Annotated in this window: 29 protein-coding genes and 3 pseudogenes; 22 read left to right on the top strand and 10 right to left on the bottom strand. The window is 62.5% G+C overall.

Annotated features, from left to right (window positions below):
- Positions 1-68: 68 nt before the first annotated feature.
- The 12 genes and pseudogenes from ACFQT0_RS19725 to ACFQT0_RS19780 form a co-directional block, all read left to right on the top strand.
- A pseudogene (locus ACFQT0_RS19725) lies at positions 69-569 on the top strand (DUF4178 domain-containing protein); the annotation flags it as partial.
- Positions 515-1,147, top strand: coding sequence for a hypothetical protein (locus ACFQT0_RS19730; protein WP_380204846.1), 633 nt, complete (start codon positions 515-517; stop codon positions 1,145-1,147). The pseudogene ACFQT0_RS19725 and the gene ACFQT0_RS19730, both read left to right, overlap by 55 nt.
- Positions 1,148-1,182: 35 nt before the next feature.
- A complete protein-coding gene (locus ACFQT0_RS19735) occupies positions 1,183-1,425 on the top strand; it encodes a hypothetical protein (RefSeq protein ID WP_380204847.1) in 243 nt (80 codons plus the stop codon).
- Positions 1,398-1,613 carry a DUF350 domain-containing protein gene (locus ACFQT0_RS19740; RefSeq protein ID WP_380204848.1) on the top strand — a complete coding sequence of 72 codons (216 nt, stop codon included), beginning with the start codon at positions 1,398-1,400 and terminating at the stop codon, positions 1,611-1,613. The genes ACFQT0_RS19735 and ACFQT0_RS19740 overlap by 28 nt, the downstream gene beginning before the upstream one ends.
- 95 nt (positions 1,614-1,708) lie before the next feature.
- Positions 1,709-2,308 (top strand): hypothetical protein, encoded by a 600-nt coding sequence (locus tag ACFQT0_RS19745; protein WP_380204849.1) that lies wholly within the window; start codon positions 1,709-1,711, stop codon positions 2,306-2,308.
- Entirely contained in the window at positions 2,193-3,092 is a 900-nt protein-coding gene (locus tag ACFQT0_RS19750; protein WP_380204850.1) for a spermine/spermidine synthase domain-containing protein, read from the top strand. The genes ACFQT0_RS19745 and ACFQT0_RS19750 overlap by 116 nt, the downstream gene beginning before the upstream one ends.
- 334 nt (positions 3,093-3,426) lie before the next feature.
- Positions 3,427-3,516, top strand: a pseudogene (locus tag ACFQT0_RS19755) (hypothetical protein); the annotation flags it as partial.
- Positions 3,517-3,580: 64 nt separating this feature from the next.
- Positions 3,581-3,925 carry a hypothetical protein gene (locus ACFQT0_RS19760; protein ID WP_380206182.1) on the top strand — a complete coding sequence of 115 codons (345 nt, stop codon included), beginning with the start codon at positions 3,581-3,583 and terminating at the stop codon, positions 3,923-3,925.
- Between the two features lie 94 nt (positions 3,926-4,019).
- Positions 4,020-4,400: a hypothetical protein gene (locus ACFQT0_RS19765; protein ID WP_380204851.1), complete on the top strand. Its 381-nt coding sequence runs from the start codon at positions 4,020-4,022 to the stop codon at positions 4,398-4,400.
- Positions 4,364-4,846, top strand: a complete 483-nt coding sequence (locus ACFQT0_RS19770) for a hypothetical protein (protein WP_380204852.1) — start codon at positions 4,364-4,366, stop codon at positions 4,844-4,846. Before ACFQT0_RS19765 ends, ACFQT0_RS19770 begins: the two co-directional genes overlap by 37 nt.
- Positions 4,846-5,721 carry a hypothetical protein gene (locus ACFQT0_RS19775; protein ID WP_380204853.1) on the top strand — a complete coding sequence of 292 codons (876 nt, stop codon included), beginning with the start codon at positions 4,846-4,848 and terminating at the stop codon, positions 5,719-5,721. Before ACFQT0_RS19770 ends, ACFQT0_RS19775 begins: the two co-directional genes overlap by 1 nt.
- A gap of 74 nt (positions 5,722-5,795) precedes the next feature.
- Positions 5,796-5,924: a hypothetical protein gene (locus tag ACFQT0_RS19780; protein WP_380204854.1), complete on the top strand. Its 129-nt coding sequence runs from the start codon at positions 5,796-5,798 to the stop codon at positions 5,922-5,924.
- A gap of 35 nt (positions 5,925-5,959) precedes the next feature.
- On the opposite strand, the gene ACFQT0_RS19785 is transcribed toward ACFQT0_RS19780, so the two are convergent.
- The 7 genes from ACFQT0_RS19785 to ACFQT0_RS19815 all read right to left on the bottom strand — a co-directional run bounded on the left by ACFQT0_RS19785 (position 5,960) and on the right by ACFQT0_RS19815 (position 12,554).
- Positions 5,960-7,432, bottom strand: coding sequence for an OmpA family protein (locus ACFQT0_RS19785; RefSeq protein ID WP_380204855.1), 1,473 nt, complete (start codon positions 7,430-7,432; stop codon positions 5,960-5,962).
- Positions 7,429-7,989: an RICIN domain-containing protein gene (locus ACFQT0_RS19790; protein WP_380204856.1), complete on the bottom strand. Its 561-nt coding sequence runs from the start codon at positions 7,987-7,989 to the stop codon at positions 7,429-7,431. The genes ACFQT0_RS19785 and ACFQT0_RS19790 overlap by 4 nt, the downstream gene beginning before the upstream one ends.
- Before the next feature lie 124 nt (positions 7,990-8,113).
- Complete coding sequence (locus ACFQT0_RS19795) at positions 8,114-8,650, bottom strand: amidohydrolase family protein (protein WP_380204857.1); 537 nt, start codon at positions 8,648-8,650, stop codon at positions 8,114-8,116.
- Positions 8,605-9,375 (bottom strand): hypothetical protein, encoded by a 771-nt coding sequence (locus tag ACFQT0_RS19800; protein ID WP_380204858.1) that lies wholly within the window; start codon positions 9,373-9,375, stop codon positions 8,605-8,607. Before ACFQT0_RS19800 ends, ACFQT0_RS19795 begins: the two co-directional genes overlap by 46 nt.
- Before the next feature lie 73 nt (positions 9,376-9,448).
- Entirely contained in the window at positions 9,449-9,634 is a 186-nt protein-coding gene (locus tag ACFQT0_RS19805; protein ID WP_380204859.1) for a hypothetical protein, read from the bottom strand.
- A gap of 29 nt (positions 9,635-9,663) precedes the next feature.
- Positions 9,664-11,907 (bottom strand): amidohydrolase family protein, encoded by a 2,244-nt coding sequence (locus tag ACFQT0_RS19810; RefSeq protein WP_380204860.1) that lies wholly within the window; start codon positions 11,905-11,907, stop codon positions 9,664-9,666.
- Entirely contained in the window at positions 11,907-12,554 is a 648-nt protein-coding gene (locus ACFQT0_RS19815; protein ID WP_380204861.1) for a hypothetical protein, read from the bottom strand. Before ACFQT0_RS19815 ends, ACFQT0_RS19810 begins: the two co-directional genes overlap by 1 nt.
- A gap of 170 nt (positions 12,555-12,724) precedes the next feature.
- On the opposite strand from ACFQT0_RS19815, the gene ACFQT0_RS19820 reads away from it, so the two are divergent.
- A complete protein-coding gene (locus ACFQT0_RS19820; protein WP_380204862.1) occupies positions 12,725-12,934 on the top strand; it encodes a hypervirulence associated TUDOR domain-containing protein in 210 nt (69 codons plus the stop codon).
- Positions 12,935-13,321: 387 nt separating this feature from the next.
- Here the strand turns inward: ACFQT0_RS19820 and ACFQT0_RS19825 are convergent, their stop codons facing one another.
- Together ACFQT0_RS19825 and ACFQT0_RS19830 are read right to left on the bottom strand one after the other, a co-directional pair.
- The gene (locus ACFQT0_RS19825; RefSeq protein WP_380204863.1) at positions 13,322-13,711 is read right to left on the bottom strand and encodes an amino acid permease C-terminal domain-containing protein; all 390 of its coding nucleotides are present in this window, start codon (positions 13,709-13,711) and stop codon (positions 13,322-13,324) included.
- A 5-nt stretch (positions 13,712-13,716) separates the two neighbouring features.
- The gene (locus ACFQT0_RS19830) at positions 13,717-14,871 is read right to left on the bottom strand and encodes an amino acid permease (protein WP_380204864.1); all 1,155 of its coding nucleotides are present in this window, start codon (positions 14,869-14,871) and stop codon (positions 13,717-13,719) included.
- Positions 14,872-15,373: 502 nt separating this feature from the next.
- Between ACFQT0_RS19830 and ACFQT0_RS19835 the strand changes: the two genes are divergently transcribed.
- The 7 genes and pseudogenes from ACFQT0_RS19835 to ACFQT0_RS19865 all read left to right on the top strand — a co-directional run bounded on the left by ACFQT0_RS19835 (position 15,374) and on the right by ACFQT0_RS19865 (position 23,007).
- Positions 15,374-15,808, top strand: coding sequence for a hypothetical protein (locus ACFQT0_RS19835; protein ID WP_380204865.1), 435 nt, complete (start codon positions 15,374-15,376; stop codon positions 15,806-15,808).
- A gap of 156 nt (positions 15,809-15,964) precedes the next feature.
- Positions 15,965-17,344, top strand: coding sequence for an MBL fold metallo-hydrolase (locus ACFQT0_RS19840; RefSeq protein ID WP_380204866.1), 1,380 nt, complete (start codon positions 15,965-15,967; stop codon positions 17,342-17,344).
- Between the two features lie 108 nt (positions 17,345-17,452).
- A complete protein-coding gene (locus ACFQT0_RS19845) occupies positions 17,453-18,232 on the top strand; it encodes a DUF4241 domain-containing protein (protein ID WP_380204867.1) in 780 nt (259 codons plus the stop codon).
- A gap of 126 nt (positions 18,233-18,358) precedes the next feature.
- Positions 18,359-19,567 (top strand): exonuclease subunit SbcD, encoded by a 1,209-nt coding sequence (sbcD, locus tag ACFQT0_RS19850; RefSeq protein WP_380204868.1) that lies wholly within the window; start codon positions 18,359-18,361, stop codon positions 19,565-19,567.
- 128 nt (positions 19,568-19,695) lie between these two features.
- Positions 19,696-20,154 (top strand): annotated as a pseudogene (locus ACFQT0_RS19855) (AAA family ATPase); the annotation flags it as partial.
- A 1,642-nt stretch (positions 20,155-21,796) separates the two neighbouring features.
- Positions 21,797-22,294 (top strand): hypothetical protein, encoded by a 498-nt coding sequence (locus tag ACFQT0_RS19860; RefSeq protein ID WP_380204869.1) that lies wholly within the window; start codon positions 21,797-21,799, stop codon positions 22,292-22,294.
- On the top strand, positions 22,216-23,007 hold the full coding sequence (locus tag ACFQT0_RS19865) for an SbcC/MukB-like Walker B domain-containing protein (RefSeq protein ID WP_380204870.1): 792 nt from the start codon (positions 22,216-22,218) through the stop codon (positions 23,005-23,007). The genes ACFQT0_RS19860 and ACFQT0_RS19865 overlap by 79 nt, the downstream gene beginning before the upstream one ends.
- Before the next feature lie 329 nt (positions 23,008-23,336).
- Here the strand turns inward: ACFQT0_RS19865 and ACFQT0_RS19870 are convergent, their stop codons facing one another.
- Entirely contained in the window at positions 23,337-23,600 is a 264-nt protein-coding gene (locus ACFQT0_RS19870; protein WP_380204871.1) for a hypothetical protein, read from the bottom strand.
- Positions 23,601-23,980: 380 nt separating this feature from the next.
- On the opposite strand from ACFQT0_RS19870, the gene ACFQT0_RS19875 reads away from it, so the two are divergent.
- Both ACFQT0_RS19875 and trxA read left to right on the top strand, forming a co-directional pair.
- Positions 23,981-24,235, top strand: a complete 255-nt coding sequence (locus ACFQT0_RS19875; RefSeq protein WP_380204872.1) for a hypothetical protein — start codon at positions 23,981-23,983, stop codon at positions 24,233-24,235.
- Positions 24,236-24,426: 191 nt separating this feature from the next.
- Entirely contained in the window at positions 24,427-24,741 is a 315-nt protein-coding gene (gene trxA, locus ACFQT0_RS19880; protein WP_380204873.1) for a thioredoxin, read from the top strand.
- Positions 24,742-24,790: the final 49 nt, after the last annotated feature.

Genomic DNA, 24,790 nt, shown 5'->3' on the forward strand with positions numbered 1-24,790 from the left:
AATTATAAACAAGTGCCAGCGGAAGCGCCCATTATTCCACTTGGGAAGCTGGCGGTGCTCGGGGGCAGCTCTGGCGCGTGGTGGGGTCGGCCATTCGGTGCGAAAGCAAGGCCGTACGATACCGCTGGACCGAATACCAGCTGTATGCTCCCGAAACCGGCGAGTATGCACAGCTAGCTCAATTTCACGGGCACTGGACGCTGATACAGGCGGCTCCCAGCAACAGCTCAACCGGCAGCGGCCTGTTTTCGGACCAGGAAGCCGACTTTCAGCTATCTGATTTCAAGCTGTACAACCGCTACCAGTCGCAGGTCTTGTGGGCCGTTGGCGAGTTCAATTGGGACATCGAGAGCGATAAAGACATTACCGTATCGGAGTACATCAACCCGCCGCGGATGCTGGTGCAGGAGCAGCGCGGCAAAGTGGTGGAGTGGTACCGCGCCCAACACGTAGACCGCAGCGAAGTAGCCGCCGCCTTCGGCCTGGAGCCCGCGGACCTACCCTACCCGGAGGAGTGGGCGCCGTGCAGCCCAACCCGGTGCATAATCTGTCGGCCCTCACAACCCTGACCGCTGTGGCCGCCACCCTGCTGCTTTTGCTTCAATTTGTGCTGTTGGCGCGGCACCCAAGCGAGATACTGCTCAGTGAAACCCTCTCGGTAGTGGCCGACACCACCGCTTCGGCTACGCCTGGCACGGGGCGGGTTATTGTGTCACCGTCGTTCACTCTTGACCATCCGGCGGCCCTGGAAATTGACTTCAACACCACCCTCAGCAACCAATGGCTGGAGCTGCCGGTGAGCCTCGTGAACGAGCAAACGGGCCAGGGCTTTGAGTTCACCAAAAACATCGAATTTTATTCGGGCGTGGAAAGCGGCGAAAGCTGGACCGAAGGCAGCCGCAACGCCAGCGCCATGCTCTCGGCCGTGCCGGCGGGCCGCTATCACCTCAACTTCTACCCCTTTTCCGAAGCCGGCCCCGCGGCCCCTACCATTGTAGCCACCGTGGAAGCCAACCCGGGCTTGTGGGGCAATTTCTGGCTGGTGCTGGGCTTGCTATTCATTTATCCAATAGTCCAGGTGTGGCGCCAGAGCAGTTACGAAACCCGGCGCTGGGAAGAGAGCGACTTTGGGCCAACCTCTTCTTAAACCCTTGTTTACCAGATTTTTCTCGACACTTTTCGATGTTTGAATTTTTACTAGATACGGTGCGCCCCCTGCGCCTCTATGCACTGCTCATGCTGCTGCCGCTGGGCTGGTTTGTGTGGGGCGGCTACACCGGCACCCGCCTGCTCGGCGACGACAACGAGAGCACCGAAACCCTGAGCAACGGCTCGGGCGGGCGCAGGCTCGTCGGGGCATGCACGATTCTACCACAAGTAACCCCATCCGGCTTCCTATGGAATACCTCAACCCCAAGGCGTTAACCGCCTCCATTGTGTACTCGCTGCTCGGCATCGTCATTCTGGTCATCAGCTTTTACCTCTTCAACAAGCTGACGCCTGGCACCCTGCGCAAGGAAATTCTGGAAGACCATAACAACGCGCTGGCCATCCTGGGCGCGGCGTTTATGCTGTCGATGGCCCTTATCATCAGCGCGGCCATTCATGGGTGAGCCCGGTTTGCTGGTAGCCCCACCGGCCCCACCCGCAGCCGATAGCCCGCCCAATCCCCAGCCGCCGGGGCTGCTGCTAGTGGCGGTGGCCGTGATTGCCACGTGCGGGCTCATCTACGAGCCTGATTGCCGGCACCCTGGCCTCCTACCTCTTGGGCGACTCGGTGACGCAGTTTTCGACCATCATCGGGGCCTACCTCTTTGCCATGGGCATCGGCTCGTGGCTGTCCAAGTTTCTGGACGGGCCGCTGCTGCGCTGGTTTATCCGCCTCGAAATACTCGTGGGGCTGGTGGGCGGCTGCATGGCCCCGGTTTTGTTCCTGTCCTTCGAGTACGTGGCCTCGTTTCGGCTGCTGCTCTATGCGCTGGTGGGCCTCACGGGCGTGCTCGTGGGGCTGGAAATCCCGCTGCTCATGCGCATACTTGAGCACCGCTTCCCGTTCAAGGATTTGGTGGCGCGGGTGTTCACGTTCGACTACATCGGCGCGCTGCTGGCCTCGCTGATATTCCCCTTGGTGCTGGTGCCCCAGGCTGGGCCTGATTCGCACCTCCCTCCTGTTTGGGGCGCTCAACCTGGCGGTGGCGGGCATCGTGCTGGCCCGGTTCCCGGAAACGCGGCCGTACCGGCGCCGGTTTGCTACGGGCATTGCCGTGGCACTTGTTGGGCTGGGCGTGCTCTTCGGCTTTGCCAATAAGCTGCTGGCCTACACCGAAACCCTGGCTTTTCAGGACCAGGTTATCTACTCGAAAACCACGCCCTACCAGCGCATTGTGCTCACCCGCAACCCACGCGAGCTACGCCTGTTTCTCAACGGCAACCTGCAGTTCAGCTCCGCCGACGAGTACCGCTACCACGAGGCGCTTGTGCACCCCTTGCTGCAGGCCTTGCCCCAGGCCCGCCGCGTGCTGGTGCTGGGCGGCGGCGATGGCCTGGCCGTGCGCGAGCTCCTGAAATACCCGCTCCTGCGCAGCATCCGCCTGGTCGACCTGGACCCCGGCATGACCCAGCTGTTCCAGCACAACGAGCTGCTGCTGGGCCTCAACAAAAAGGCACTGCTCTCGCCCAAAGTGCAGGTACTGAACGCCGATGCCTACCAGTGGGTGCGGGAAGACACCGCCCGCTACGACGCCATCATTGTCGACTTCCCCGACCCGGGCAACTACTCCATCGGCAAGCTGTACTCGGCGGCTTTTTACACGGCGCTGGTCAAGCGCTTGGCGCCCGGCGGGCGCATGGTGGTACAAAGCACCTCTCCGTACCTGGCGCGCCAGTCGTTTTGGTGCGTGGCGCACACCTTGTCGGCCGTTGGGCTGCACACCATTCCTTACCACCTCTACGTGCCTTCATTTGGAGAATGGGGCTTCGTGCTGGCCGGCCCCGACGCGCAGTGGCGGGGCGACGCTGGCCCGCTGCCCGCAGGGCTGCGGTACATCACCCCCGCCACCATTCACGACATGCTGCGCTTCCTCCGGACATGAGCGAAGTGCCCACCGAAGTCAATCAGCTCAATAACCAGGCCCTGGTGCGGTACTTCGAAGAGGATTGGGGTCCTTATGTGCACTAGTTTTTAGGAGCGTATTTACTATAACTGTGAAATCCCGCCGCACCTTTTTGCGCCAAACCGGCGCCGCGCTCACCAGTGCGCTGCTTCTGCCCGCGCTACCGGGCTGCGAACCGGGCCACTCCCTGGCCCATATCAAAGGGCAGCTGTGGGGCCCCGATGCGGCTACCGGCCACTTGCTGCGCGACCCCAGCCGAATCCCCGCTCCCACCCGCACGCTAGACACGGAGGTTCTTATTATCGGCGGCGGCGTGTCGGGGCTGGCGGCGCGGCGCTGGCTGCACCGCCACGGGCAACCCAATACGCTACTCGTGGAGCTAGCTGGCCAAACCGGTGGCAATGCCGCGGCGGGGAGCAACTCCACCTCGGCTTACCCTTGGGGCGCCCACTACCTACCCGTGCCCGATGTGCGCAATCGCGAGCCTGCTGGACTTCCTGCAGGAAACCGGCACGCTTACCGGCTACGCGCCCAGCGGCCTGCCCATCTACAGCGACTACCACCTCTGCCACGACCCCGAAGAACGGCTCAATATCAACGGCCACTGGCAGGATGGACTGGTGCCGGCCCTGGGCCTGGCTCCCGCCGAGCAGGAGCAGTTTGCGCGCTTTTTCAAGCTGATTGAAACCCTAAAATCAGCCCAGGGAAGCGACGGCCGCGACGCTTTTCGCATTCCCCTCGACCAAGCCTCGGCCGACCCCGAGTACCGCCAGGCTCGACCAGATATCTTTTGCCGATTACCTGGTTCGTGAAAACTTCACCGCCCCGGCCCTGCGCTGGTACCTGGACTATGCCTGCCGCGACGATTATGGAGCCACCGCCGCCCAGGTATCGGCCTGGGCCGGCTTGCACTACTTCGCCAGCCGGAAGGGCCGCGCCCACAACGCCACCGGCGCCGACGTCCTGACCTGGCCCGAAGGCAACAACTTCCTGACAGAGCACCTGCGTCGCCAGGTAGATGCGCCGCTGCATAAGGGCACCCTGGCCTACGACCTGCGCGAAACGGCCGCCGGCGTGGAGGTGTTGACCTACGACGTAGCCACCCTACTAAGCACCCGCGTGCGGGCCCGGCAAGTGCTGCTGGCCATGCCCCAGCACATTGCGCACCGCCTGTTGGCCCAGGTGCCCGGGCACGCCTTGCTGCCACCCGGCGCCCTGCACCACGCCCCTGGCTCATCGCCAACCTCACCGTGGAAGGCCTGCCCCAGGGCCCCGGACGCCCCCTGAGCTGGGACAACGTGCGCTACGGCAGCGCCTCGCTGGGCTACATCAACGCCAACCAGCAAGGGCTGCGGCAAGAAGCTGGCCGCCCCAAAGTCATCACCCTCTACTGGCCCCTCACCGACGAAGCCCCCGGCCCCGCCCGGCGCCGCGCCTACCAAACCTCTTACGCCGACTGGCTGCCCCGCGTGGTGGCCGAGCTGGAAACCTACCACCCCGGCGTGACGCCCTACATCCAGGCGGCCGACCTATGGGTATGGGGCCACGGCATGGTAGCGCCCACGCCGGGCCTGCTGTGGGGCCCCGCCCGAGCAGCCGCCCGGCAGCCCCTGCGCAACCGTATTTTCTTCGCGCACACAGACTTCAGCGGCATCTCTATTTTCGAAGAAGGCTTCTACCAGGGCATTCGGGCAGCTCAGGAAATCCTGGCCACGAAGGAAAAAGTAAGCTGATGCCCGATTTGCATTCCCCAGCTCAACCCTGGATTCGCTCGGCCCGCTACGACGGCCTGCTGATTCTGGCGCCGCCGTTTCTGGCGCTGCTGCTCGTGCTGGCCCTGCCCGCGCCCTACCGCAGCACCGCCCAGATGCCCCTGCTGGCGTGGGTGGGCTTGGTGGTATTAATCGACGTGGCCCATGTCTACGGCACCCTTTTCCAGACTTATTTCGACCCGCTGCGCCGGCAGCAGCGCCGCACGCTGCTGTGGGTGGTGCCGGTGGGCTGCTACGCCGCCGGGGTCGCGCTACACAGCCTGGGCGGCCTGGTATTCTGGCGGGCGCTGGCCTACCTGGCGGTGTTTCATTTCATCCGGCAGCAGTATGGGTTTTTGCGGCTCTACGGCCGGCACGAAGCGCCGGCCCGGGGCAGCTGGCTGGCCACGGCGCTCATTTATTACGCCACCATTTATCCGCTGCTTTACTGGCACCTCTCCCCGGGCCGCAACTTCACCTGGTTTGTCGAGGGCGAGTTTGTGCAGTACGATTGGGCGGCGGGAAGGCAGCTGGCCACTGTAGCATACGTGGGGCTGATTGTGGCCTACTCCTGCCGCGAAACCCTGCTCTGGTACCGCACGCGCACCCTGAACGTCCCCCGCAACCTGCTCCTGAGCGGCACCCTCATTTCGTGGTACGCCGGCATTGTCTGGTTCAACGGCGACCTGGCCTTTACCTTGCTCAACGTGGTATCTCACGGCATTCCCTACCTCGCGCTGGTGTGGAATGGCGGCCCTACCGCGAAGCAGGCCCCGCACCCAGGCGCCGCGGCGCCTGGGCTGGCCAATATGGTCTGGCGGTGTTCTTGGTCGTGGTTGTGCTGTTTGCCTATTTAGAAGAAGGGCTGTGGGACGGGCTCGTGTGGCGTGAGCACGGCTCGGCCTTTGGTTGGTTTCAGCAACTGCCTACGGTGGCCAGACCTTCCCTGCTAATGTGGCTGGTGCCGCTGCTGGCGCTGCCGCAAGCCACCCACTACGTGCTGGATGGATTCATTTGGCGCCGGCCCAAGAATAGGACAACTGCGCCCCGGCCAGCCTGACCGCGCAGCAACACGCAGCCAGTCCAACGTCGTGTTTACTTTACAATCACCAGCTCAACGCGCCGGTTGAGCCGGCGCGTTTCCTCCCGCTCGTTCGAGAACTTGGGTTTGGTGCCGCCAAAGCCCACGGTGGTGATGCGCTTTTCATCGACGCCGCGGCCCACGAGGTAGCGCTTCACTTCGGCCACCCGGTCTTCGGAAAGCTGCTGGTTTTTATCGGCCGGGCCCACGTTGTCGGTGTGGCCTTCGAGGCGTACTTCGGTTCCTGGGCTGGCTTGTAGGGCAATGGCCAGGCGGTTGAGCTCGGTGTAGGACGAGCCCAGCAGCCCGGCTTTGCCCTGGGCAAAAATGATGCTGGGCAGGTCGAGTTTGGCACCCACGGCCGCGGGCAGCAGCAGCAAGTCGCGGCGCGGCGATCCGCTGGCAATCAGCGTGTCGCCCACTGTGAGAAAGCCTCCCCCATTGGCCGAGAGGTAGTACTTGCCCGGCAGCAGCGACATCTGGTAGCCGCCGGTGTTATCGGCCCGGCTGGTGGCGTTGAACTGCACCCCGGCGGCATTGGCCAGCAGGTTGGCTTTCACGATGGCGCCGGGCACGGGCTGCTTGGTGCGGGAATCGAGCACGCGGCCACTCAAAAAGGCCCGGGGCGAGGCCTCCGTCACGGCTGCTACCGGGGCGGCGGGCAATGAGTCGGCCGGCACGGCGCGGCCGGTGCGCCAGATATCCTTGGTGGCATTGGCCGTGGCCGAGGAGGAGTAATAGGCAGTTTTGCCGTCGGGTGTCAGGCAGAAATAGGCGTTGAAACCGGGGCCGTTCAACGCCGAGCCCAGGTTGCGGGGCTCGCTCCACCGGCTCCAGCTCTCATCGAGGCGCTTGCTCATAAAAATATCGGCCGAGCCGTAGCCCATGTGGCCGTAGGAAGCAAAATACAGGGTTTTGCCATCCGGCGCCAGCCAAGGCGCGAAATCAAAACCGGGCGAGTTCAGAACCGGGCCCAGGGTGGTGGGCTCGGTGTAGCCGCCGCTGCCATCGGGCCGGCTCACGTACAAGTCGTTGCCACCTTCGGAGTCGCCGCGCTCCAGCGAGAGCAAGAGTATTTTCTCGTCTTTGCTGATGAAAAACCCCGAGCCCGGCACGGCGGTGTAGTAATTAGCCACTCGCACGGCATCCGGCCTGAAGCCTTTCGTTGGGCCGCTCGTGGCAGCTGCCCGGCTTGCCTTGCTCAACCCCTCGTCGCGAAAGCCAGCCGCGTCATAAGTGCCGCGCACAAAGAGCGTGTTGCCCTCGGGCCCCGCGGCCGCTACCACTTCATTATTCTGCTGGGTATTAATGGCGTCGAGGCGGTCGGGAGTATTCCACGTCTGGCCCTTGTTGGGGCTCCGGCTCATCCAGGCATCGCCGGAATCGGTGCTGCCTTCGGTGTTGCCGGCAAACTTGGTGCGGGCAAAATACAGCGTATTGCCATCGGGGCTCAGCACCGGATGAAGCTCATTGCCAGGCGTATTCACCGAGCCCGGCAACGGCTGCGGGGGCCAAAAGGCGAAGGTCCTTCCACCAAGTTCAGCCGCAGCTGAAACAGGCGCCACTGCTGGCTGGCGCGGCCGTTGCCTTTCTGCGCCAGCACCGCCGTGCCATTAAACTTGTCGGCCGCGGCCAGGGCGGCGCAGCGGGCTTCGCTCTTGTTCTCGAGTTGGAAGCTGCCGGCCGGGCCGGCGGGCACGAGGCGCCACTGCTGCTCGGCGCTGCCCTGGAAGGGGCGCTGCACCAGGGCCATGTTTTCGCCGGCCTTGCTAACCGTCAGGCACTGAGCGCTATGGCGGGCCTCGATGCGGTAGTATTCGCTGCCGGCCCGCAGCGGCACAAACCGCCACTGCTGGCTCGGGGAATGCGTAAATTCCCACTGCACCGCGACGGTCCCGCTCGCCGTGCTGGCGCTGGCCACGTCGAGGCTGCGCCCACTGCCGCGGTTAATCAGACCATAATACACCCGCTCATCGGGCACGAAGGAAGCCTGGGATTGCGCTAAAAACGGGAGCAGCAGGAAAAAGGAAAGCAATCGAAGCATCAGCGGGGCGCAAAAACAAAAGCGCGTGGGTGAACGATGCAAAGAACGGCGGAAAAGCGAAAAGTGCTGTTCTGGTTAAACCCCACAAGGCCAAATCAACTGCTTCGGCCCAGCCCAACTGGTCCTAGTTTGCCCCGTTCACCTGCCCGTACTTGCTGCGGAACTTCTTCTCCAGATACGTCTGCTTGTTCTCCAGCGAGATGCTGCGGCCGTCGATGAAGGCCTGCGATACGGCGTTGGTGCGCATGTCGAGCAGGTCACCTTTGCTGAGCACCAGCGTGGCGCTTTTGCCCGCTTCCAGCGTGCCGTAGTCCTTGTCGATGCCCATAATCTGGGCAGTGGTAAGGGTTACGGCCGTCAGGGCCTGCTCTTTGGTGAGACCGAATGCGGCGGCGGTGCCGGCCACAAAAGCCAGGTTGCGCGAGCCGGCCGTTTCCTGGCCACCCTGGTAGTCGAGGCAGAAGCGCACGCCTGCGGCTTGCAGCTGCGCGGGCAGTTTGTAGGGCTGGTCGTAGTCGTCGGCGTCGCGGCGGGGCAGGGCGTGAATGCGCGATACCACCACGCTCACGTCGTTCTGCTTCAGGAAGTCCAGCGCCATCCAGGCGTCGCGGGCGCCTACCACGGCCAGCTTCTGCACGCCCATGCGGCGGGCAAAGCGCACCGATTCGATGATTTCCTTGCCGTAGTCGGCGTGCAGGTACAGGGTTTTGGAGCCGTCGAAAATGCCGGCCAGGGAAGCCAGGCGCAGGTTTTCCCGGCGGCCGGCGGGCAGCTGGCGGTAGGCATTGGCTTCGCCGAAGAGCTGCTCGAGGTCGCGCAGCCTGGGCTTCGCGGGCTTTCTGGCGGCGGTCCAGGGCGGCGGCGTCTTCGGCGGGGTTGAGCCGGAACACCATCTGGGGCCAGGTGAGGTGCTGGCCTTCGTCGGCCCGCACCACGGCGTCCTGCCAGTTCCAGGCGTCGAGCCTGCACCACGCTGCTTTGGCCCGAGAGCAGGCCGCCTCGCGGGGTGGGCTGGGCCAGCAGCACGCCGTTGGTGCGCACGGTGGGCATGATGTCGGAGTCGGTGTTGTAGGCGATAATGGCGCGCACGTTGGGGTTCAGCGTGCCCACCTCCTGCTCGTCCACGGTGGCCCGCACAGATTCTACTTCGGTCAGGCCCAGCGTGGTGTTGGGCACAATCAGGCCCGGGTACAGCTGCTGCCCGGCCGCGTCGATGGTCTCGTAGCCGGCTCGGTCCTGGGTGAAGCCCGCGGCGGGGCCCGCGTACGTGAGGCGGCCTTTGTCGAAGGCCACCGTGGCGTTGGGCACCACCGTGCCGTTGCCGACGTGCAGCGTAGCGCCCGTGATGAGCATGGGCCGGGCCTGGGGCAGCGCCGGGGTGGGCACCTGCGAGAAGGCAGCGAAGGCGGAACTAGCCAGAGCGAGAGTTAAGGAAATGCGCATAGGATTCGTTATTCAGCTAGTTCTTTTTCCTGGCCCAGGGTGTCGCAGTGCCACAGGCCCTGCGCTTTGCTCGGGGCCGACTGGGTGGGCGCGCCGCCTTTTTGGCCGTGAGCATGGCCTGCACAATGCGCTGCCGCTCCTTCTGGATTTCGCCCCGCAAAGCCGCGTCGGCGGTGAGGCTGAACATCTCGCGGCCGTCCACGAAGGTGTATTCGGGCCGGGCGTAGACGCTCAGGGGTTGTCGGTCCAGAGCACCACGTCGGCGTCCTTGCCTTCCTTGATGGAGCCCATCTTGTCATCGAGGTGCAGCATCTTGGCCGGGTTGATGGTCACCAGGCGCAGAGCCTCTTCCTCCGTTAGGCCGCCGTACTTCACGGTTTTGGCCGCTTCCTGATTCAGGCGGCGGCTCATTTCGGCATCGTCGGAGTTAATGGCCACGTTCAGCCCCGCCCGGGTCATGATGGCGGCGTTGTAGGGAATGGCGTCGCGCACTTCGTTTTTGTAAGCCCACCAGTCCGAGAAAGTGCTGGCGTTGGCGCCGTGGGCCTTCATCTTGTCGGCCACTTTGTAGCCTTCCAGAATGTGGGTGAAGGTGTTTACCTTGAAGCCCATGCGGTCGGCCACGCCCAGCAGCATGTTTATCTCGCTCTGCACGTAGCTGTGGCAGGTGATGAAGCGCTGCCGGTTCATGATTTCGACCAGCGCGTCCAGCTCCAGGTCGCGGCGCGGGCCTTCGGTCTTGTTTTGCTTGCCCTTGCCGAGCTTGTTGTAAGCGGCTAGGTCCTTTTCGTATTCCTTGGCCCGGGTGAAGGCGTCCACAAACACTTGCTCAGTGCCCATACGTGTCTGCGGGAAGCGCAGCACGTTGAGCTCGCCCCAGTTGCTTTGCTTCACGTTTTCGCCCAGGGCAAACTTGATGAAGCCCGGCGCGCCGGCAATTTTCATGTCTTCAGGGGTGGCGCCCCAGCGCATCTTAATCAAGGCCGACTGCCCACCGATGGGGTTGGCAGAGCCGTGCAGGAGCTGCGCCGCCACCACGCCACCGGCCAGGTCGCGGTAGATGCCCACGTCCTCGTTATCAACCACGTCGCTCACGCGCACTTCGCTGGTCACGGCCTGGGTGCCTTCGTTCACGCCGCCGGCCACGGCAATGTGCGAGTGCTCGTCGATGATGCCGGGCGAGAGGTGTTTGCCCGTGCCGTCGATGCTACGGCCGCCCTTGGGCAGGGCCAGGCCCTTGCCGATTTTCGAGATTTTGCCGTTCACCAGCAACACGTCGGTGTTTTCGAGCTTGCCGTCGGCCTCGCTGGTCCACACCGTGGTGTTTTTGATGAGGGTGGGCTGCTGGCTGGGAAACTCCGTGCGGCCGTAGGCGGCGAAGGGGAAAATCACGCTGCCCAGCACCGGCGGCGGGGTCACCTTGGCCGAGTCGCGCTTGGCGGCGCGGCTGGCTTCTTCCAGGCGGGCGGCGCGCCATTTCACGGGCGTGCCGTCGGCCAGCAGGCCATCGCCCTGGAACACCCGGCCCTCCTGCGTGTAGTAGCCGCTGAGGCGAACGGAGCCGGTGGAAAGGGTTGAGTTTTGAGGGTTGAGGGTTGAGTTGTCGGCAGATTTCCCCCTTTTACCTTTCTGCTTGTCGCTGGGGTTAAAAACCACCGTGGCCAGGTCGCTGGTCACGGTCACGTTGCCGCGGATGGTGTCGCCGGCGGTGGGCACAATTTTCAGTTCCGGCGCCTCGGGCTTACCCTGAAGCAGGAACCGGCCTTCGGGCTGCTCGCCGATTTTGAGGGTGTACACGCCGCGGTAGTCGGCGGGCACGGTGCTCAGCTGGTAACGCTCACCCTGCACCCAGTTGTCAAGCAGCACGTTGTCGTCGGCCAGGAAGCGGGCCGAGCACACCACGAAGTTGGCTTCCATGCCCGGCTTCAGGGCGCCGATGCGGTCCTGGGCCCGGAGCAGGCGGGCGGGGGTTTCGGTGAGGGCCTGAAGCGCGGCTTGCTCGCTCAGGCCGTACTGAACGGCTTTGCGCAGGTTGGGCAGGAACTTCTTCTTGTCCTTGAGGTCGGCGGCGGTGAGCACAAACGGCACGCCGGCCTGGCTCAATTTGGCAGCGTTGGCGGGCGCCAGCTCCCAATGCTTCAGGTCTTCGAGCGGGATGCGCAGGGCGTCGTACACGTCCTCCACGTTGTAGGCATCGGGGTAGTTGAGGGCCAGCACAAAGGTGGCGCCTGTGGCTTTCAGGTCGTTGAGGCGCTGGTATTCGTCGCCGCGCCCCTTGATGATGTACTGCTGGCCGGCCTCGTCGCCCACCTTATCGGCCCGCAAGGCCGAGAGCTTGTCGCTGGCCTGGAAGATGGCCGGCAGCCCTTTCTGCTGGCTCAGGGCCTGCAGCGACAGGTTCTGCTCGCGGCGCGGGTTGCGCTGGTTCCACTGGGCGTCGAGGTAGGTTTGGCGCAGCAGCGCGATGCTGCCCATCAGCGAGCCGGGGTCCTGGTGCTGCTGCCTTTGTCAAAGGACAGCCCGGAGGCGGCCTTTTCCAGCAGCATCACCTCGTTTTCCTTGCGGTTGGTGTTCAGGCTAACCAGGGCCGCGGTGCCGCGCATGATGCCGTCGGCCTGCTGCGTGAGCACCGCCCCGAAGCCCAAGGCGCGGTAGGCACCGGCCTGCTCGTTGTTTACCTTGAACTGCTCGGCGGCGTTCACTTCGGGGTGAATGGCCTGGTTCCAGTTGTAGGCGCCGGTCTTTTGGGTGTCGAACTGCGGGGGCACGCGGCGGCCCTGGCGCTCGGGCGCCTTCACGTCGGGCACGCCGTAGCTCGTGAACACGTCCACGAAGCCGGGGTAAATGAACTTGCCGCGCACGTCTTGCACCACGGCGCCCGTCGGAATTTTCACCTTGGCGGCGGGGCCCGCGGCCACCACTTTGCCGTCCCGAATCAGGAGCGTGGCGTCGTTGATTTGGGTTTTATAATCGGTAAAGAGCGTGGCGTGGGTGAAGGCAAACACGCCCGGCCGCTGGTCGTACACGCCGTTGCGCGGGTAGGTACCGGGCTGGGCCAGGGCCGCCGGGCCCACAAGGGCCAACGCCGCGCTCAGCGACAGTTTCTGAGTAGAAATTTTCACGCAAAAAGGAATATGCAAGGCTTGCAGAAATAGCCCAAACCAACCGGCCCGGTTCCCGCTTATTCCTCAAATGTAGCGCCGCAACCCGCGGACCGACAACGGTTCAGCTCAATCGGCAGTAAGAAATAAAAACCCACCCCCAGTTATCACGCTTACCCCCTTCATTTCCCATGCGCAAAGGCACGAAAGTCACCTGGAAATACGGCACTGGCACGGCCACTGGCAAGATTGAATCGCTGCACAAAGAGCCAATTTCGCGCACCATCAAAGGCTCCGAAATCCACCGCAACGGCTCACCCGACGACCCCGCCCTGGTGATAGTGCAGGAAAACGGCGACAAGGTGCTCAAGCTGAAAAGCGAGGTAAAGGCGGCCAGTTAAAGGGCATACCAATAGAAAAAGCAGTATAAAGCCGGTCATGCTGGACTTATCGAAGCATCTTGCTCAGAACCTCACCCCCGGCCCCTCTCCAAAAGAGAGGGGAGCCTGACGACTGTAGCGTGGACTTTTAGTCCGCGTGGCGCTCAACTTTATACCGTTCAGGCGCGGACTAAAAGTCCACGCTACATTTCCGCCGCCATGGCACCCCTCTCTTTTGGAGAGGGGCCGGGGGTGAGGTTCCGGGCGAGATGTTTCGACAAGCGGACGCCAGCTAAAGCATGACGCCTGTTTTCTTTAATTGGGCTAACGAGTAAGAGTTCAAAACAAAAGCCCCACCGGTAGTCACCGGTGGGGCTTTTGTTAAGAGCAAAGCAGGTGGCTCAACTACTACAGGTTGTCCTTGTCAGGCGTAATGAAGGCGGCTTCTTCCATTTCGGTGGGCACCACTACCACACCCTTCTGGAGCAGGGAGTTGCGCTTGCCGTAGAGGAAATACACGATGAAGCCGAGCAGCATCCAGCCCATGGCCACCTTCAGGGTGAAGGCGTCGAGGGCCACAATCAGCAGCAGGCAGATGAGCGCGCCCATCACGGGTACCAGCGGGAAGCTGGGCGACGAGAGCGGCGAGCGGAACGGCCGGGGCTGGTCGGGGTCGGAGCGGCGCATAATCCACACACCCAAGCTCACGAGCACGAAGGCCAGCAGGGTACCAAAGGAGGTCAAGTCGCCGGCGAGCGAGCCGGGCACAAAGGCCGCGAACAAGCCCACGAACACCATCAGAATCAGGTTGGATTTGTAGGGCGTGTTGAAACGGGGTGCAGGTCCGAGAAGGCTTTCGGCATGAGGCCGTCTTTAGCCATGGAGTAGAACACGCGGCTCTGGCCCATGAGCATCACGAGCATTACCGACGAGAAGCCGAGCAGAATGGCGACTGTTACGGCCGTGCCCATCCACTCGTAGCCGGGCATGTGCGCCTTGATGGCGTAGGTCACCGAAGCTTCGCCACCCAGAGCTGGGTCGGCAAATTCGCGCCAGTTGGCTACCCCCGTCAGCACGTGGCCGAACAGGATGTAGAGGACCGTGCAGATTGCCAGCGAGCCCAGGATGCCGATGGGCATGTCGCGCTTGGGGTTCTTGGCCTCTTGAGCAGCAGTACTTACCGCGTCGAAACCGATGAAGGCGAAGAACACGATGGCTGCCCCGCCCAGGATACCGCCCACGCCGTGCTTGTTCCACTCGGTGTAGCTGCGCACCACGTCGCCGGCGGCGTTTTTCACGGGCTCGGCGTTCTCGGGAATCAGGTACGGCGTGTGGTTGGCGGGGTCGATGAACTGCCAGCCCACTGCGATGAACACCAACACGATAACCACTTTCAGCACCACGACTACGGCGTTGAACAGGGCCGATTCCTGCGTGCCTTTTACCAGCAGCAGGCTCAGGGCCACGATTACCAGCAAGGCGGGCAGGTTGATGAGGCCGTGCTCGGTTACGCCGTTTACCACAGCGCTTTCGAAGGGCGAGTGGCTGAGGTTGTACGGTATACTGGTGCCAAAGACTTCCAGCAGCTTGTTGAGGTACTCGCTCCAGGCAATGCTGACGGTAGCCGCGCCCAGGGCGTACTCCATGATGAGGGCCCAGCCGATAACCCAGGCCACAAACTCGCCCATGGTGGTGTAGGCGTAGGTGTAGGCCGAGCCCGCAATGGGAATCATGGCGGCGAACTCGGCGTAGCACAGGCCCGCGAACACGCAGCCGATGGCGGCCACGATAAAGGCCAGGGTAACACCCGGGCCCGAAGCCTGCGCGGCCGCCGCGGCGGTGCGCACAAACAGGCCCGCCCCGATGATGGCGCCCACGCCCAGGGCCACGAGGTTGCCCGCGCCCAGCGTCCGCTTCAGGGTGCCGTGCCCGGTCGAATTAGCCTCGCCCAAGAGCACGGCCAATGGTTTTTTGGCGAAAATACTTGCCATTTGTTAAGGTTAAAGAAGGAAGAAGTGTGAAATAAAAAGACGGTTAAGAACAGAACTACCGGGCCCCTCGGCAATAAAAATCAACGCCAGAGGCAGCTACAGGCCCGAAATATAGGCAGCAAATTCGCTACGCCGCCGTTTCTGGTCTCTGTCCCGCTTGCTTGGCGTACGACGCTGTGCAGTCTGGTCATGTTTTAACCAGTTCTGGTTTTCTGATTCCAACCGGCCTCACAGCTCAGTTTTGCAAAGTTGAGCTAAGGCAATTGAGCGCCGGGCCCACAGTTATTGAAGGAATAATCTGCCGGTTTTATAGATGAGATAGGCTCTTCCATCGACTCATTCGGGCATTGGCCGGCCGGGCCTTATTACTGGCATACCGCTTGCAAATACCCTGGCAAGCAACTTTACCTGGCGCCGCTGCTGCCAGACTCTTCACTAAAAACCGCGCACTTTCTTTTCCTCTCCCTTCATGAAAAAGACCCTGATTCTGCTCGCTGCTTTGGCCTTCACTACCGCCGGCACCAGCTTCGCCCAAACCACCCCCGCCGCCAGCACCACCGTTCGGAAGGCGCACAAAGCCAAGCAACACAAGACCCCCGCCCAGAAAGCCGACCACCAGGCCAGCAAAATGGCCAAGGAACTAGGCCTGACCGCCGACCAGGAAGCCCGCGTAGAGCAGCTTTTGCTGGCGCGCCAGCAGGAAACCGCCGCTTTCAAAGCCAAGTACGGCACGGATAAAAAGGCCGGCCGCCCCGAGAAGAAAGCCGCGCACCAGCGCTACGAAGCTCAGCTCAAGTCCATTCTCACGGCTGACCAGTACACCAAATTCGCCCAGCTCAAGCAAGAGCACCGCGGCCACGGCAAAGGCCAGGGAGGCAAAATGAAGATGAAAGCCAAAGCGTAAGCTCCCGTAGCTCACTGCCGAGGTCGAAAGCCCCAGCCCAATTGGGCTGGGGCTTTTTCGTGCGTCCGGCTAAGCTGGACAAAACATGGCTTTGCGCGGCCTGCTTATATTTGGCTTCACCACCCGGCTCTCATTTCAGCCAAAAAGCCTTCCGCAATGCCTCCCCTCCCCAGTAGCACGGCCTCGGCCGTGCAAATCCAACAGTTTTACGACAAGGGCCTGGCCCACGCCAGCTACGCCGTGCGCTGCGGCCGCCAGGTCGCCATCATCGACCCGGGCCGCGACCCCCAGCCCTACTACGATTTTGCCGACGAGCACGAGGCCGACATCATAGCAGTGATTGAGACCCACCCGCACGCCGATTTTGTGTCATCGCACCTGGAAATTGCCGAAGAAACCGAGGCCACCATCTACTGCAGCAAGCTGGTGGGCGCCAAGTACCCGCACAAAGCCTTCGACGACGGCGACCGCATTTCGCTCGGCAACGTGGAGCTGCACGCCATCAACACCCCCGGTCACTCGCCCGACAGCATCAGCATCCTGCTCATGGACGACATGGCCCAAAGCCGCGCCGTGTTCACCGGCGACACCCTATTTGTGGGCGATGTGGGCCGGCCCGACCTGCGCGAGGACGAAGCCGTGGGCGGCCACAAGCGCCAGGAGTTGGCCGCCCAACTTTACAGAAGCACCCGTAACAAGCTGATGACCCTGCCGGGCAGCACCCGCGTGTACCCCGCGCACGGCCCCGGCTCGCTCTGCGGCAAAACCACCAGCACCGACCTCGACAGCACCATCGCCAAAGAGCTAAAAACGAACTACGCCCTGCAGCCCATGTCGCAGGACGAGTTTATCCGGGTGCTGCTCGAAGACCAGCCGTTTGTGCCCAAGTACTTCGGGCACGACGTGAAGCTGAACAAGCAGGGCGCCCCGAGCTTCGAAGACAGCATCCGGGCCGTGCCCAACCTGAGTAGCACGGCCACACTGGAGCCGGGCGTGCTCATCATCGACACCCGGCCGGCGGCCAGGTTCCGCGCCGGTCATTTCCCGGGCGCCATCAACCTGCAGGACGGCGGCAAATTCGAAACTTGGCTGGGGTCGGTAGTGGGCCCCACGGAGCCGTACTACCTCCTCGCCGACACGCAGATTGCACTGGACACCGTGGTGCGCAAAACCGCCAAAATCGGCTACGAGGGCAACATCAAAGGCGCCATGCTGGCCCCGTTGGCATTGCCCGTCACCTCGCCCGCCGTCGACGTAGCCCAAGTGCGCGAGCACCCCGAACGCTTCACCATCGTGGACATCCGCAACCACGCCGAAGCCAAGGTCCCGGTGTTCGAAAACGCCCTGCTCATCCCGCTGCCTGAGCTGCGCGAGCGCGCCCACGAAGTGCCCACCGACAAGCCGGTGCTGGTGCACTGCGCTGGAGGCTACCGCTCGGCGGCTGGCGCTAGCATCCTGCAGCAGGCCCTACCCGGCGTGGAAGTACTGGACTTAGGCGATGCTATCACGGAGTTTCAGAAGCAGGAGGTGCATTAGATAATACCTCTACAAAAAAGAGGGCGGACGTTTTGAAACCAAGACTTCCGCCCTCTTTTTGTATCTATCACTTTCTTACTTCTATCCTGGCCATACACTATCCTAATTATGCGGCAAAGTGAAATTGTTTTTTACACACTTCTAACTGCCGCATTGCTCAGCGGCTATTCCTACCAAAAGAGCTATCAGCAGCTAGTACAGCCAGTATCTACCGAAACCACTGGACAATTAATTAAACCAGATACAGCCGCAGCTATTATTAAAACCCAATTCGTGGGAGCTGCATTCCCTAAAATATTCGAAGCTGCTTATCATCAAAACACTCAAGCTATTTCACACCATGACAGCATCAGCTTCCGGGTTGATGAAATTGGGAAATTAAAAATTGAATCCGGCCAAATAATTGCCTGTGACCCAATTGCAATGCATGACGGGGTTGCCTTTTCGCAAAAGTTTCCCATCGGGCAGTTTGCGGTACAATTGGCACTGGCCCGATGGGACAACGATGAGCGGGTGGCATTCAGCCGAATACTTTTCTCAAACAAAGCAGTTGTCCGTTGGGACCCAGCGCTCGAGCCTGGTCAAAACCCTGTCTCCATGAAAGATTCAACGATTTATTGCTACGGAGTAGACGGGGGTTCCGGCATTTTCATCGATAAAAATGCTAACCGCACTTTCGCCGCTAAAAGCCAACAAGACTGGGAATACGTCTTTCTTAAAAAAGCCGAATTGAACGGGTTCAAAGGGTTTGTTCACGATTTTGACCAGCATAACCTGGCTACTTTCCCTACTGGTTTCGGCGATGGCTGTTATGCTACCTACATCGGATACGACGTCAAGGGAGAAGTTTGTCGACTGGTTACAGATTTTGGTCTTGTGAATTGGTAGGCGTCACCTTTCGGTAATTATTCTGGGTGGACTGCCTTTTAATTCAAGCTGTAAGCTGCTTGACGTCGTTAAGGGAGCTTTTTTCATTCCTCGTCGCCTAGGTATCTTTGAGATTAACTCTACCCTATGCGCGTCCTTCACACCGCCGATTGGCACCTCGGCCAGCGCTTCATCAGCGGCCACGAGCGCACCGACGAACACCGCCATTTCCTGAACTGGCTGGTGGCCACGGTGCGCGAGCAGCGCGTAGAAATCCTGGTGATTGCCGGCGACGTTTTCGACAGCGGCTCGCCCTCTAACCAGGCGCTGGAGCTGTACTACGACTTCCTACTGCAGATGCAGGCCACCGACTGCCGCGACATCGTGGTGGTGGGCGGCAACCACGACTCCCCCGCCACCCTCAACGCCCCGGCGCGGCTGCTGCGCCACCTGCGGGTGCACGTGGTGGGTTGCGTGCCCGACTGTTTCGAAGACCAAGTGCTGGTGCTCAACAACGCCGCCGGCCAGCCCGGGCTGGTGATTTGCGCCGTGCCCTTCCTGCGCGACCGCGACGTGCGCCTCTCCGTGCCCGGCGAAACCGCCGAGGAGCGCGAAGCCCGCCTCAAGCAGGGCATTGCTGACCATTACGCCCGCGTGGCCGAAGTGGAGCACGTGTGGCAGCTCAAGTCCCAAGGCTTGCCCGTGCTGGCCACCGGCCACCTGTACGCTGCCGGCGCGGCGCCCTCCGATTCGGAGCGCACCATTCACGTGGGCAACCTAGGCCAGGTAACGGCTGAGCATTTTCCGGAGATATTCGACTACGTGGCGCTGGGGCACTTGCACCGGCCGCAGCGCGTGGGCGGGCGCGAGCACATCCGCTACTCGGGTTCGCCCATCGCGCTGTCGTTTTCTGAAATTGACCACGGCAAGGAGGTATTGCTGCTGGATTTTGCCGCTGGCAAGCTAGGCACACTCACGGCACTGGCCGTGCCGGGCACGCGCCGGCTGCTGCGCTTTCATGGGGGCCTCGATGAAGTGGTGGCGCTGCTGGTGGCCTACGACAACACCGGCTACCTGCTGCCCGCCTGGGTTGATGTGGAGGTGCGCTCCGAACTGACCCAGCTGGAAGTAGCCGAGGCGCTGCTGAAAGTTATTCAGGAGCTCGACCGCAAGCAGGTGGAAGTGTTGGCCCGTCGCCACCTGCGGCTGGTGAAGCTGCGGCCCCTGGGCGACACGACCGACAACGAGGAGCCCCTCACCCCCAGCCTGCACGATTTTACTGAGCGGCAGGTATTTGCCCAACGGCTGGAAAGCGAGCCCGAGGCCGGGCGTGCCGAGCCTGCTGGCGGCATTTGACGAACTATTGGAAGGAATGCCCCACGCATGAAGATTCTCCGCGTCCGTTTCTTTAACCTGAACTCCCTGCGCGGCGAGCACGAGGTCGATTTCGGCAACAGCCCCTTTCCGATGCGGGCCTGTTTGCCATCACCGGGCCGACGGGCGCGGGCAAAACCACCATTCTCGACGCCATCACGCTGGCGCTCTACGGGCAGGTGCCGCGCCACGACGGCAGCGGCCCCGAACAAGTGATGAGCCACGGCACCGGCGAGAGCTGGGCTGAAGTAGAGTTTCAAGCCAGCGGCAAAGTGTACCGGGCCAAGTGGGGCCAGCACCGCGGCCGCCGGCGCCCCGAAAACCCCTTGCAGGACTCCAAAATGGAGCTCAGCGAGCAGAAATTCGTGGATGGCGAAGAAACCTGGCCGTTTCTGGAAACCTATAAGTCGCGCGTGCCGGCCAAGGTAGCCGAGCTTAGCGGCCTGGAGTACCGGCAGTTTCTGCGCTCGGTGTTGCTGGCGCAGGGCGAGTTCACAAAGTTCCTGAAGTCTTCGGCCGGCGAACGGGCCCAGCTGGAAAAGCTGACTGACACCCGCAAGTATTCCGACATCTCGAAAGCCGCCTACGAGCGCGCCAAGCAGGAAACCCAGCAAGTAGAAACGCTGCGCCTGGGCCTGGCCGGCGTGACCCTGCTCAGTGCCGATGAAGTAGCCGAGCTGGAAGCCGACGTACAGGAATTGGGCCGCCACGTGCAAACCGCCACCGCCGAGCAGCAGCGCCTGACCGAAGCCCAGACCTGGCGCCGCCGCCTCGAAGAGCTGGCCGGGCAGCAGCAGCGCAGCCAGTCGCGCCTTCACCAACTTACGGCCGAGGCCGAAACTCTCACGCCGGTGCGCCAGCGCGTGGCCCGGCACGAGCAGGCCCTCCCCTTCCAGACGCCCTGGGCCCTGCTGCGCCAGGCCGACGAGCAGCACCAGCGCCTGGGCGTAGAAATGGAGCAGCTTCGCAAGCAGCTGCCGGAGCTCCAGTCGGCATTGGCTACGGCCCGTACCGCGCGCATCACCGCGGCCACGGCGCGTGAATCCGCCGCAGCCACTCGCCGGGAGCAGGAGCCCCGTCTGCGCGAAGCCGAAAAGCTCGACTTGCTGGTGCAGGCCGCTGCTCAGCAGTTGGGCAAAGACAAGCAGGAGTACGACCAGAAAAACGACCAGTGCAAGCAGCTGAAAGCGGATATTGACGCCGCCAAGGCCCGTCTGCACGAGCTCCACCAGCAATTGGGCCAAGTGCGGGAGTGGCTCAACCGCCATTTGCCCCTGGCAGAATTGAATGAAGCCCTGCCCGACCTCACTGGCAGCCTGCAAGACTGGGAGCACCTGCGAACCGAGCTGGGCGAGCTTCTGAAAGCCGAAAAATCCCTTGCCCTGCGCCTGTCCGCGGCCGATACCGCAGCCCAACAGGGCCGCCTGGATGCCAGCGCGGCCACCGAGCAGTTGGCCGCCATCGGCGACAAGCAGCTGGAAGCCACCACCCACCGCGACCAGTGGCTTACGCGCCTGCACTTCCACACCCTGGCCCTGCGCCAGCACTACGCCGACCAGGAACTCGCCCACCACGACCTACGCCGCCTGCTGCAGGCCCATCACCTCATCCTCAACCACGAGGAAGCGCGCCAGCACCTCACCGCCGGCGAGCCCTGCCCGCTCTGCGGGGCCGTGGAGCATCCTTACGCGGCCGGCGCCCTGGGCGTGAGTGCCGAATCGGTACAGGCCGACCAGGAACGGGAAGAGGAAATGGCCCAACGCATTCGCCAGCTCAATGCCCGCCTAAACAAAGTGCAGGCCCTGACCAGTGTGCTGGAGGATAATGGTGGGCAAGTTTTGCCCGGAGCTGTCGACCAAGGCCAGCTCAGCGAGGCAGAAGAAGCGGAATTCCCCGACCGGGTTCGGGCGTTGAGGCAGCAACTGCGCGACTTCGACCAGCAGAAGAACACGCTTAATCTGGCGCTTAACAACGCCGAGACCCGCGTGCAGCAGGCAGCCGCGCAGCACCAGGAGCTGACCACCGAGGCCACCAGCCTGCGCACGCGCCTAGCCGATGCCCAGGAACGCCAGCCCCTCATGCGGGACCAAATCGCCAGCTTCTGCAGCAGCTTTGGCTTGGCTTTCGATGGGGAAAACGGACCGGCGCTGGTCAAGCAGCTTAAGGACCTGGGCGCAGAGTTTCAGCGCCGGAAGGATGCCCAGGGCACGGTTGAAAAAGACATTGCCACGGCCGAGGCCGTTTTGGTGGAACAGCAGGAAAAACGCGACGAGCCTGCACCAGTGGCTGCAGGCGCGCAAAGCCACGCTCCTGAGCCAGCACGAGGAAATTAAGGCGCAAAAGCAGCAGCGCGAAGAGCTGTTTGCCGGCCCCGACGTAGCCGCCGCCCGCGCCCAGCCGGAGGCCGCCACCGAACGCGCCGAGCAGCAGCTCACGCTAGCCGACCAGCAGCTACAAAAGCACGAAACTGCCCTCGCCAACGCCGAAAGCCAGCTGCGCCAACGCGAGCAGGATGCGGCCCACCAAGCCCAGACCCGCGACACGCGCTACGCGGCACTGGTGGCCGACTTGCGCACCGCCGGCCTTCCCCCGCCCCCACCGCCCTGGCCGAGCGCCTGCTCCCCGATGACGTGGCCCAGCGCCTCTCGCAGCAGCTCACGCAGCACGACCAAGCCGTGGCCGCCGCCCAGCACTCCCTCACTGAAGTAGCCCAGCAGCTTCACGCCGAAGAGGGAAAGCCCTTAGCGCCGAGCCCGCCGAAACCATCGCCAGCCAGCTCCAGACCAACCGCGAGCACCTCGCGGCCATCAACCAGCAGCCTGGGCCAGCGGCAGGAGCGCCTCAACAGCCACCGCCAGGGACTGGAGCGGCACGCCGCCCTGGCCAGCGCCCTCGAGCAGCAGCAGCAGGAAGCCCGCCGCTGGCGCGGCCTGGCCGAAGTCATCGGCTCGGCCGATGGCAAGAAGTTCAGCGAGTTTGCCCAGGGCCTCACCCTGGCCCGCCTCGTGGATTTGGCCAACCGCCACCTCACCCGCCTCACCGACCGCTACCGCATCCTGCGCAACCCCGACGAGCACCTCGACCTGCTCATCGTGGACGAGTACCAGGCCGGCAGTACCCGCTCCATGAACTCGCTCTCGGGCGGCGAAAGCTTCCTGGTGAGCCTGGCCCTGGCCCTGGGGCTGAGCGAATTGGCCGGCCGCAAGACCCAGATTGACACTCTATTCATTGACGAAGGCTTCGGTACCCTCGACCCCGACGCGCTGGACGTAGCCCTCACGGCCCTGGAAATGCTGCAAGGCACGGGCAAAACCATCGGCATCATCTCCCACGTCGAAGCCCTGAAAGAACGGGTCAGCACCCAAATCAGCGTGCGCAAAGGCGCAGGCGGCGTCAGTTCAATTCGGGTTATTGGGCTGTAGGGCTTGTTTTTCTATTGTATAGAACCGTCATGCTTTATCTGGCGTCCGCTTGACGAAGCATTTCTACCGCGCAACGAACTTAACAATCGTCTGTCATGCTGAGCCTGCGAAGCATCTTATCAGGTCAGAACCAATCGTTGAGCCGTGAGAAGATGCTTCGCAGGCTCAGCATGACAGACGATTGAGTTACTACCCCACGCGAGATGCTTCGGCAGGCTCAGCATGACACGCCAGTAACAACAAAGCGGTAAAAGATGCTTGGCTTCGTCGAACTGCGGTTCGTTGCGCTTCTGCATCACCGTCGCATTGGGGTGTTTCTAATTGCCTCTTTAGCGGCTTAATAGCCACGCATTCAGCGGCGGCCGCGCCGGTTGGCGATGCGCTCGATGCGCTGGCGCCGAATCCAGTGCAGATAGGTCTGCAATTCCTCGGCCGAGCGCAACAGTTCTACCGTGGGGTATAGCCGGGCCAGGCTCGCGGTTGCTCAGGAAGCGGTGTACGCTGCTGTGGCAGGGCTGGCACAGCTCCACGGTGGGGCCGTATTTGCCACCTTCTTCGCGGGGCACCAGATGGTGGCGGGAGGTGGACTGCACTTCGCGCTCGCAAAGGCCGCACTGCGGGCCAGCGGCGGGAGGAGATTCGGAGGGTGGCCATTCGGCGGACCGGGAGCGCTGCCTTGCCATAAGCTAAAACCAGAGGCGATGGGAAGAGACGGTTATTTTTTTATATCAACCCCATTTATTTATCGCAAGTTGCTGATATGCTTGCAAAGCGCTACCTTGGGCTGTGTTGAGCTTACTTGCATAGCTTAATTTACTCTTTGTATCATATCATTTTCCCTATTTACACCCATGATGACAACTGTACCCCCGATTACCTCATCTAAGCCGACCTCTGTAGCCGGCCGCGTGGCAGGCGCCTTGGTGGCCCTTTTGCTTCTGGGTGCAGCCCCGCGGCGCACTCCCAAACCTGGATGGTGAGCACCACGGCCCACATCAAACTGGGCATTCTGGATAAGTACGGCCAGTTGGGTCCCTACCAGGCCACTTTCGTGGTGCACAGCGAGCGCACGGGCAAAGACTACCTGCTGGTGAAAGACCTGGCAGCCGGCCAAAGCGGCATAGACGTGCTCTTCCCCACCGACCCTTCCGACCCCAACTACTTCAAAACCGAAGGCGGCGAGGCAGCCGCCGCTACCCCGGCCGCTATACCTGGGAGTGCCGCGTGAAGGGCACCAAGGCCGTAAGCGGCCGGTTTGTGTTCCCCGAAGTGGGCAACGACGTCACGGTTATCAATAAGTAGAACATAGCCGGTTTGTTATTTTTCGGCAGCAAAGCGAACAAAAGCCTGGCCACGCGCCGGGCTTTTTCGTTTAGCAGCTACCCCACTTCGGCTATTATTCACTTTTTCTGTTCTGTCGTGCCTCGCAAGTCCTTTCCCGAACTCATCAACAGCCCCGGCATGCCCGTGCTGGTCGATTTTTATGCCACCTGGTGCGGGCCCTGCAAGACCATGGCGCCCATCCTGGAGCAGGTGGCGGCCCAGCACGGCGGCAAGCTGCGCGTCATCAAGATTGACGTGGACCGCAATCAGGCGGTGGCCCAGCAGTACCGCGTGCAAAGCATTCCCACGCTCATCCTCTTTCACCAGGGACAGCCCGTGTGGCGGCAGGCCGGCGTGGTGCCCGCGGCCCAGATTACCCAGGCGCTACAGCCATTTGTTGGCAAACCGTAAGGCGACCGTCGCGGCAGAGAGCCGGGCCGCCCGAAAACTATCCGGGAAG

Source organism: Hymenobacter humi, from assembly GCF_042665855.1.
GTDB lineage: Bacteria > Bacteroidota > Bacteroidia > Cytophagales > Hymenobacteraceae > Hymenobacter > Hymenobacter humi.

What these genes read in the sequence shown, in the direction of transcription:
- ACFQT0_RS19735 (WP_380204847.1), top strand. Translation starts at nt 1,183, where the DNA reads ATGTTTGAATTTTTACTAGATACGGTGCGCCCCCTGCGCCTCTATGCA.
- ACFQT0_RS19740 (WP_380204848.1), top strand. Translation starts at nt 1,398, where the DNA reads ATGGAATACCTCAACCCCAAGGCGTTAACCGCCTCCATTGTGTACTCG.
- ACFQT0_RS19760 (WP_380206182.1), top strand. Translation starts at nt 3,581, where the DNA reads ATGTGCGCAATCGCGAGCCTGCTGGACTTCCTGCAGGAAACCGGCACG.
- ACFQT0_RS19775 (WP_380204853.1), top strand. Translation starts at nt 4,846, where the DNA reads ATGCCCGATTTGCATTCCCCAGCTCAACCCTGGATTCGCTCGGCCCGC.
- ACFQT0_RS19790 (WP_380204856.1), bottom strand. Translation starts at nt 7,989, where the DNA reads ATGCTTCGATTGCTTTCCTTTTTCCTGCTGCTCCCGTTTTTAGCGCAA.
- ACFQT0_RS19810 (WP_380204860.1), bottom strand. Translation starts at nt 11,907, where the DNA reads ATGGGCAGCATCGCGCTGCTGCGCCAAACCTACCTCGACGCCCAGTGG.
- ACFQT0_RS19820 (WP_380204862.1), top strand. Translation starts at nt 12,725, where the DNA reads ATGCGCAAAGGCACGAAAGTCACCTGGAAATACGGCACTGGCACGGCC.
- ACFQT0_RS19825 (WP_380204863.1), bottom strand. Translation starts at nt 13,711, where the DNA reads ATGGTGTTCGTGGGCTTGTTCGCGGCCTTTGTGCCCGGCTCGCTCGCC.
- ACFQT0_RS19835 (WP_380204865.1), top strand. Translation starts at nt 15,374, where the DNA reads ATGAAAAAGACCCTGATTCTGCTCGCTGCTTTGGCCTTCACTACCGCC.
- ACFQT0_RS19840 (WP_380204866.1), top strand. Translation starts at nt 15,965, where the DNA reads ATGCCTCCCCTCCCCAGTAGCACGGCCTCGGCCGTGCAAATCCAACAG.
- ACFQT0_RS19845 (WP_380204867.1), top strand. Translation starts at nt 17,453, where the DNA reads ATGCGGCAAAGTGAAATTGTTTTTTACACACTTCTAACTGCCGCATTG.
- sbcD (WP_380204868.1), top strand. Translation starts at nt 18,359, where the DNA reads ATGCGCGTCCTTCACACCGCCGATTGGCACCTCGGCCAGCGCTTCATC.
- ACFQT0_RS19875 (WP_380204872.1), top strand. Translation starts at nt 23,981, where the DNA reads ATGGTGAGCACCACGGCCCACATCAAACTGGGCATTCTGGATAAGTAC.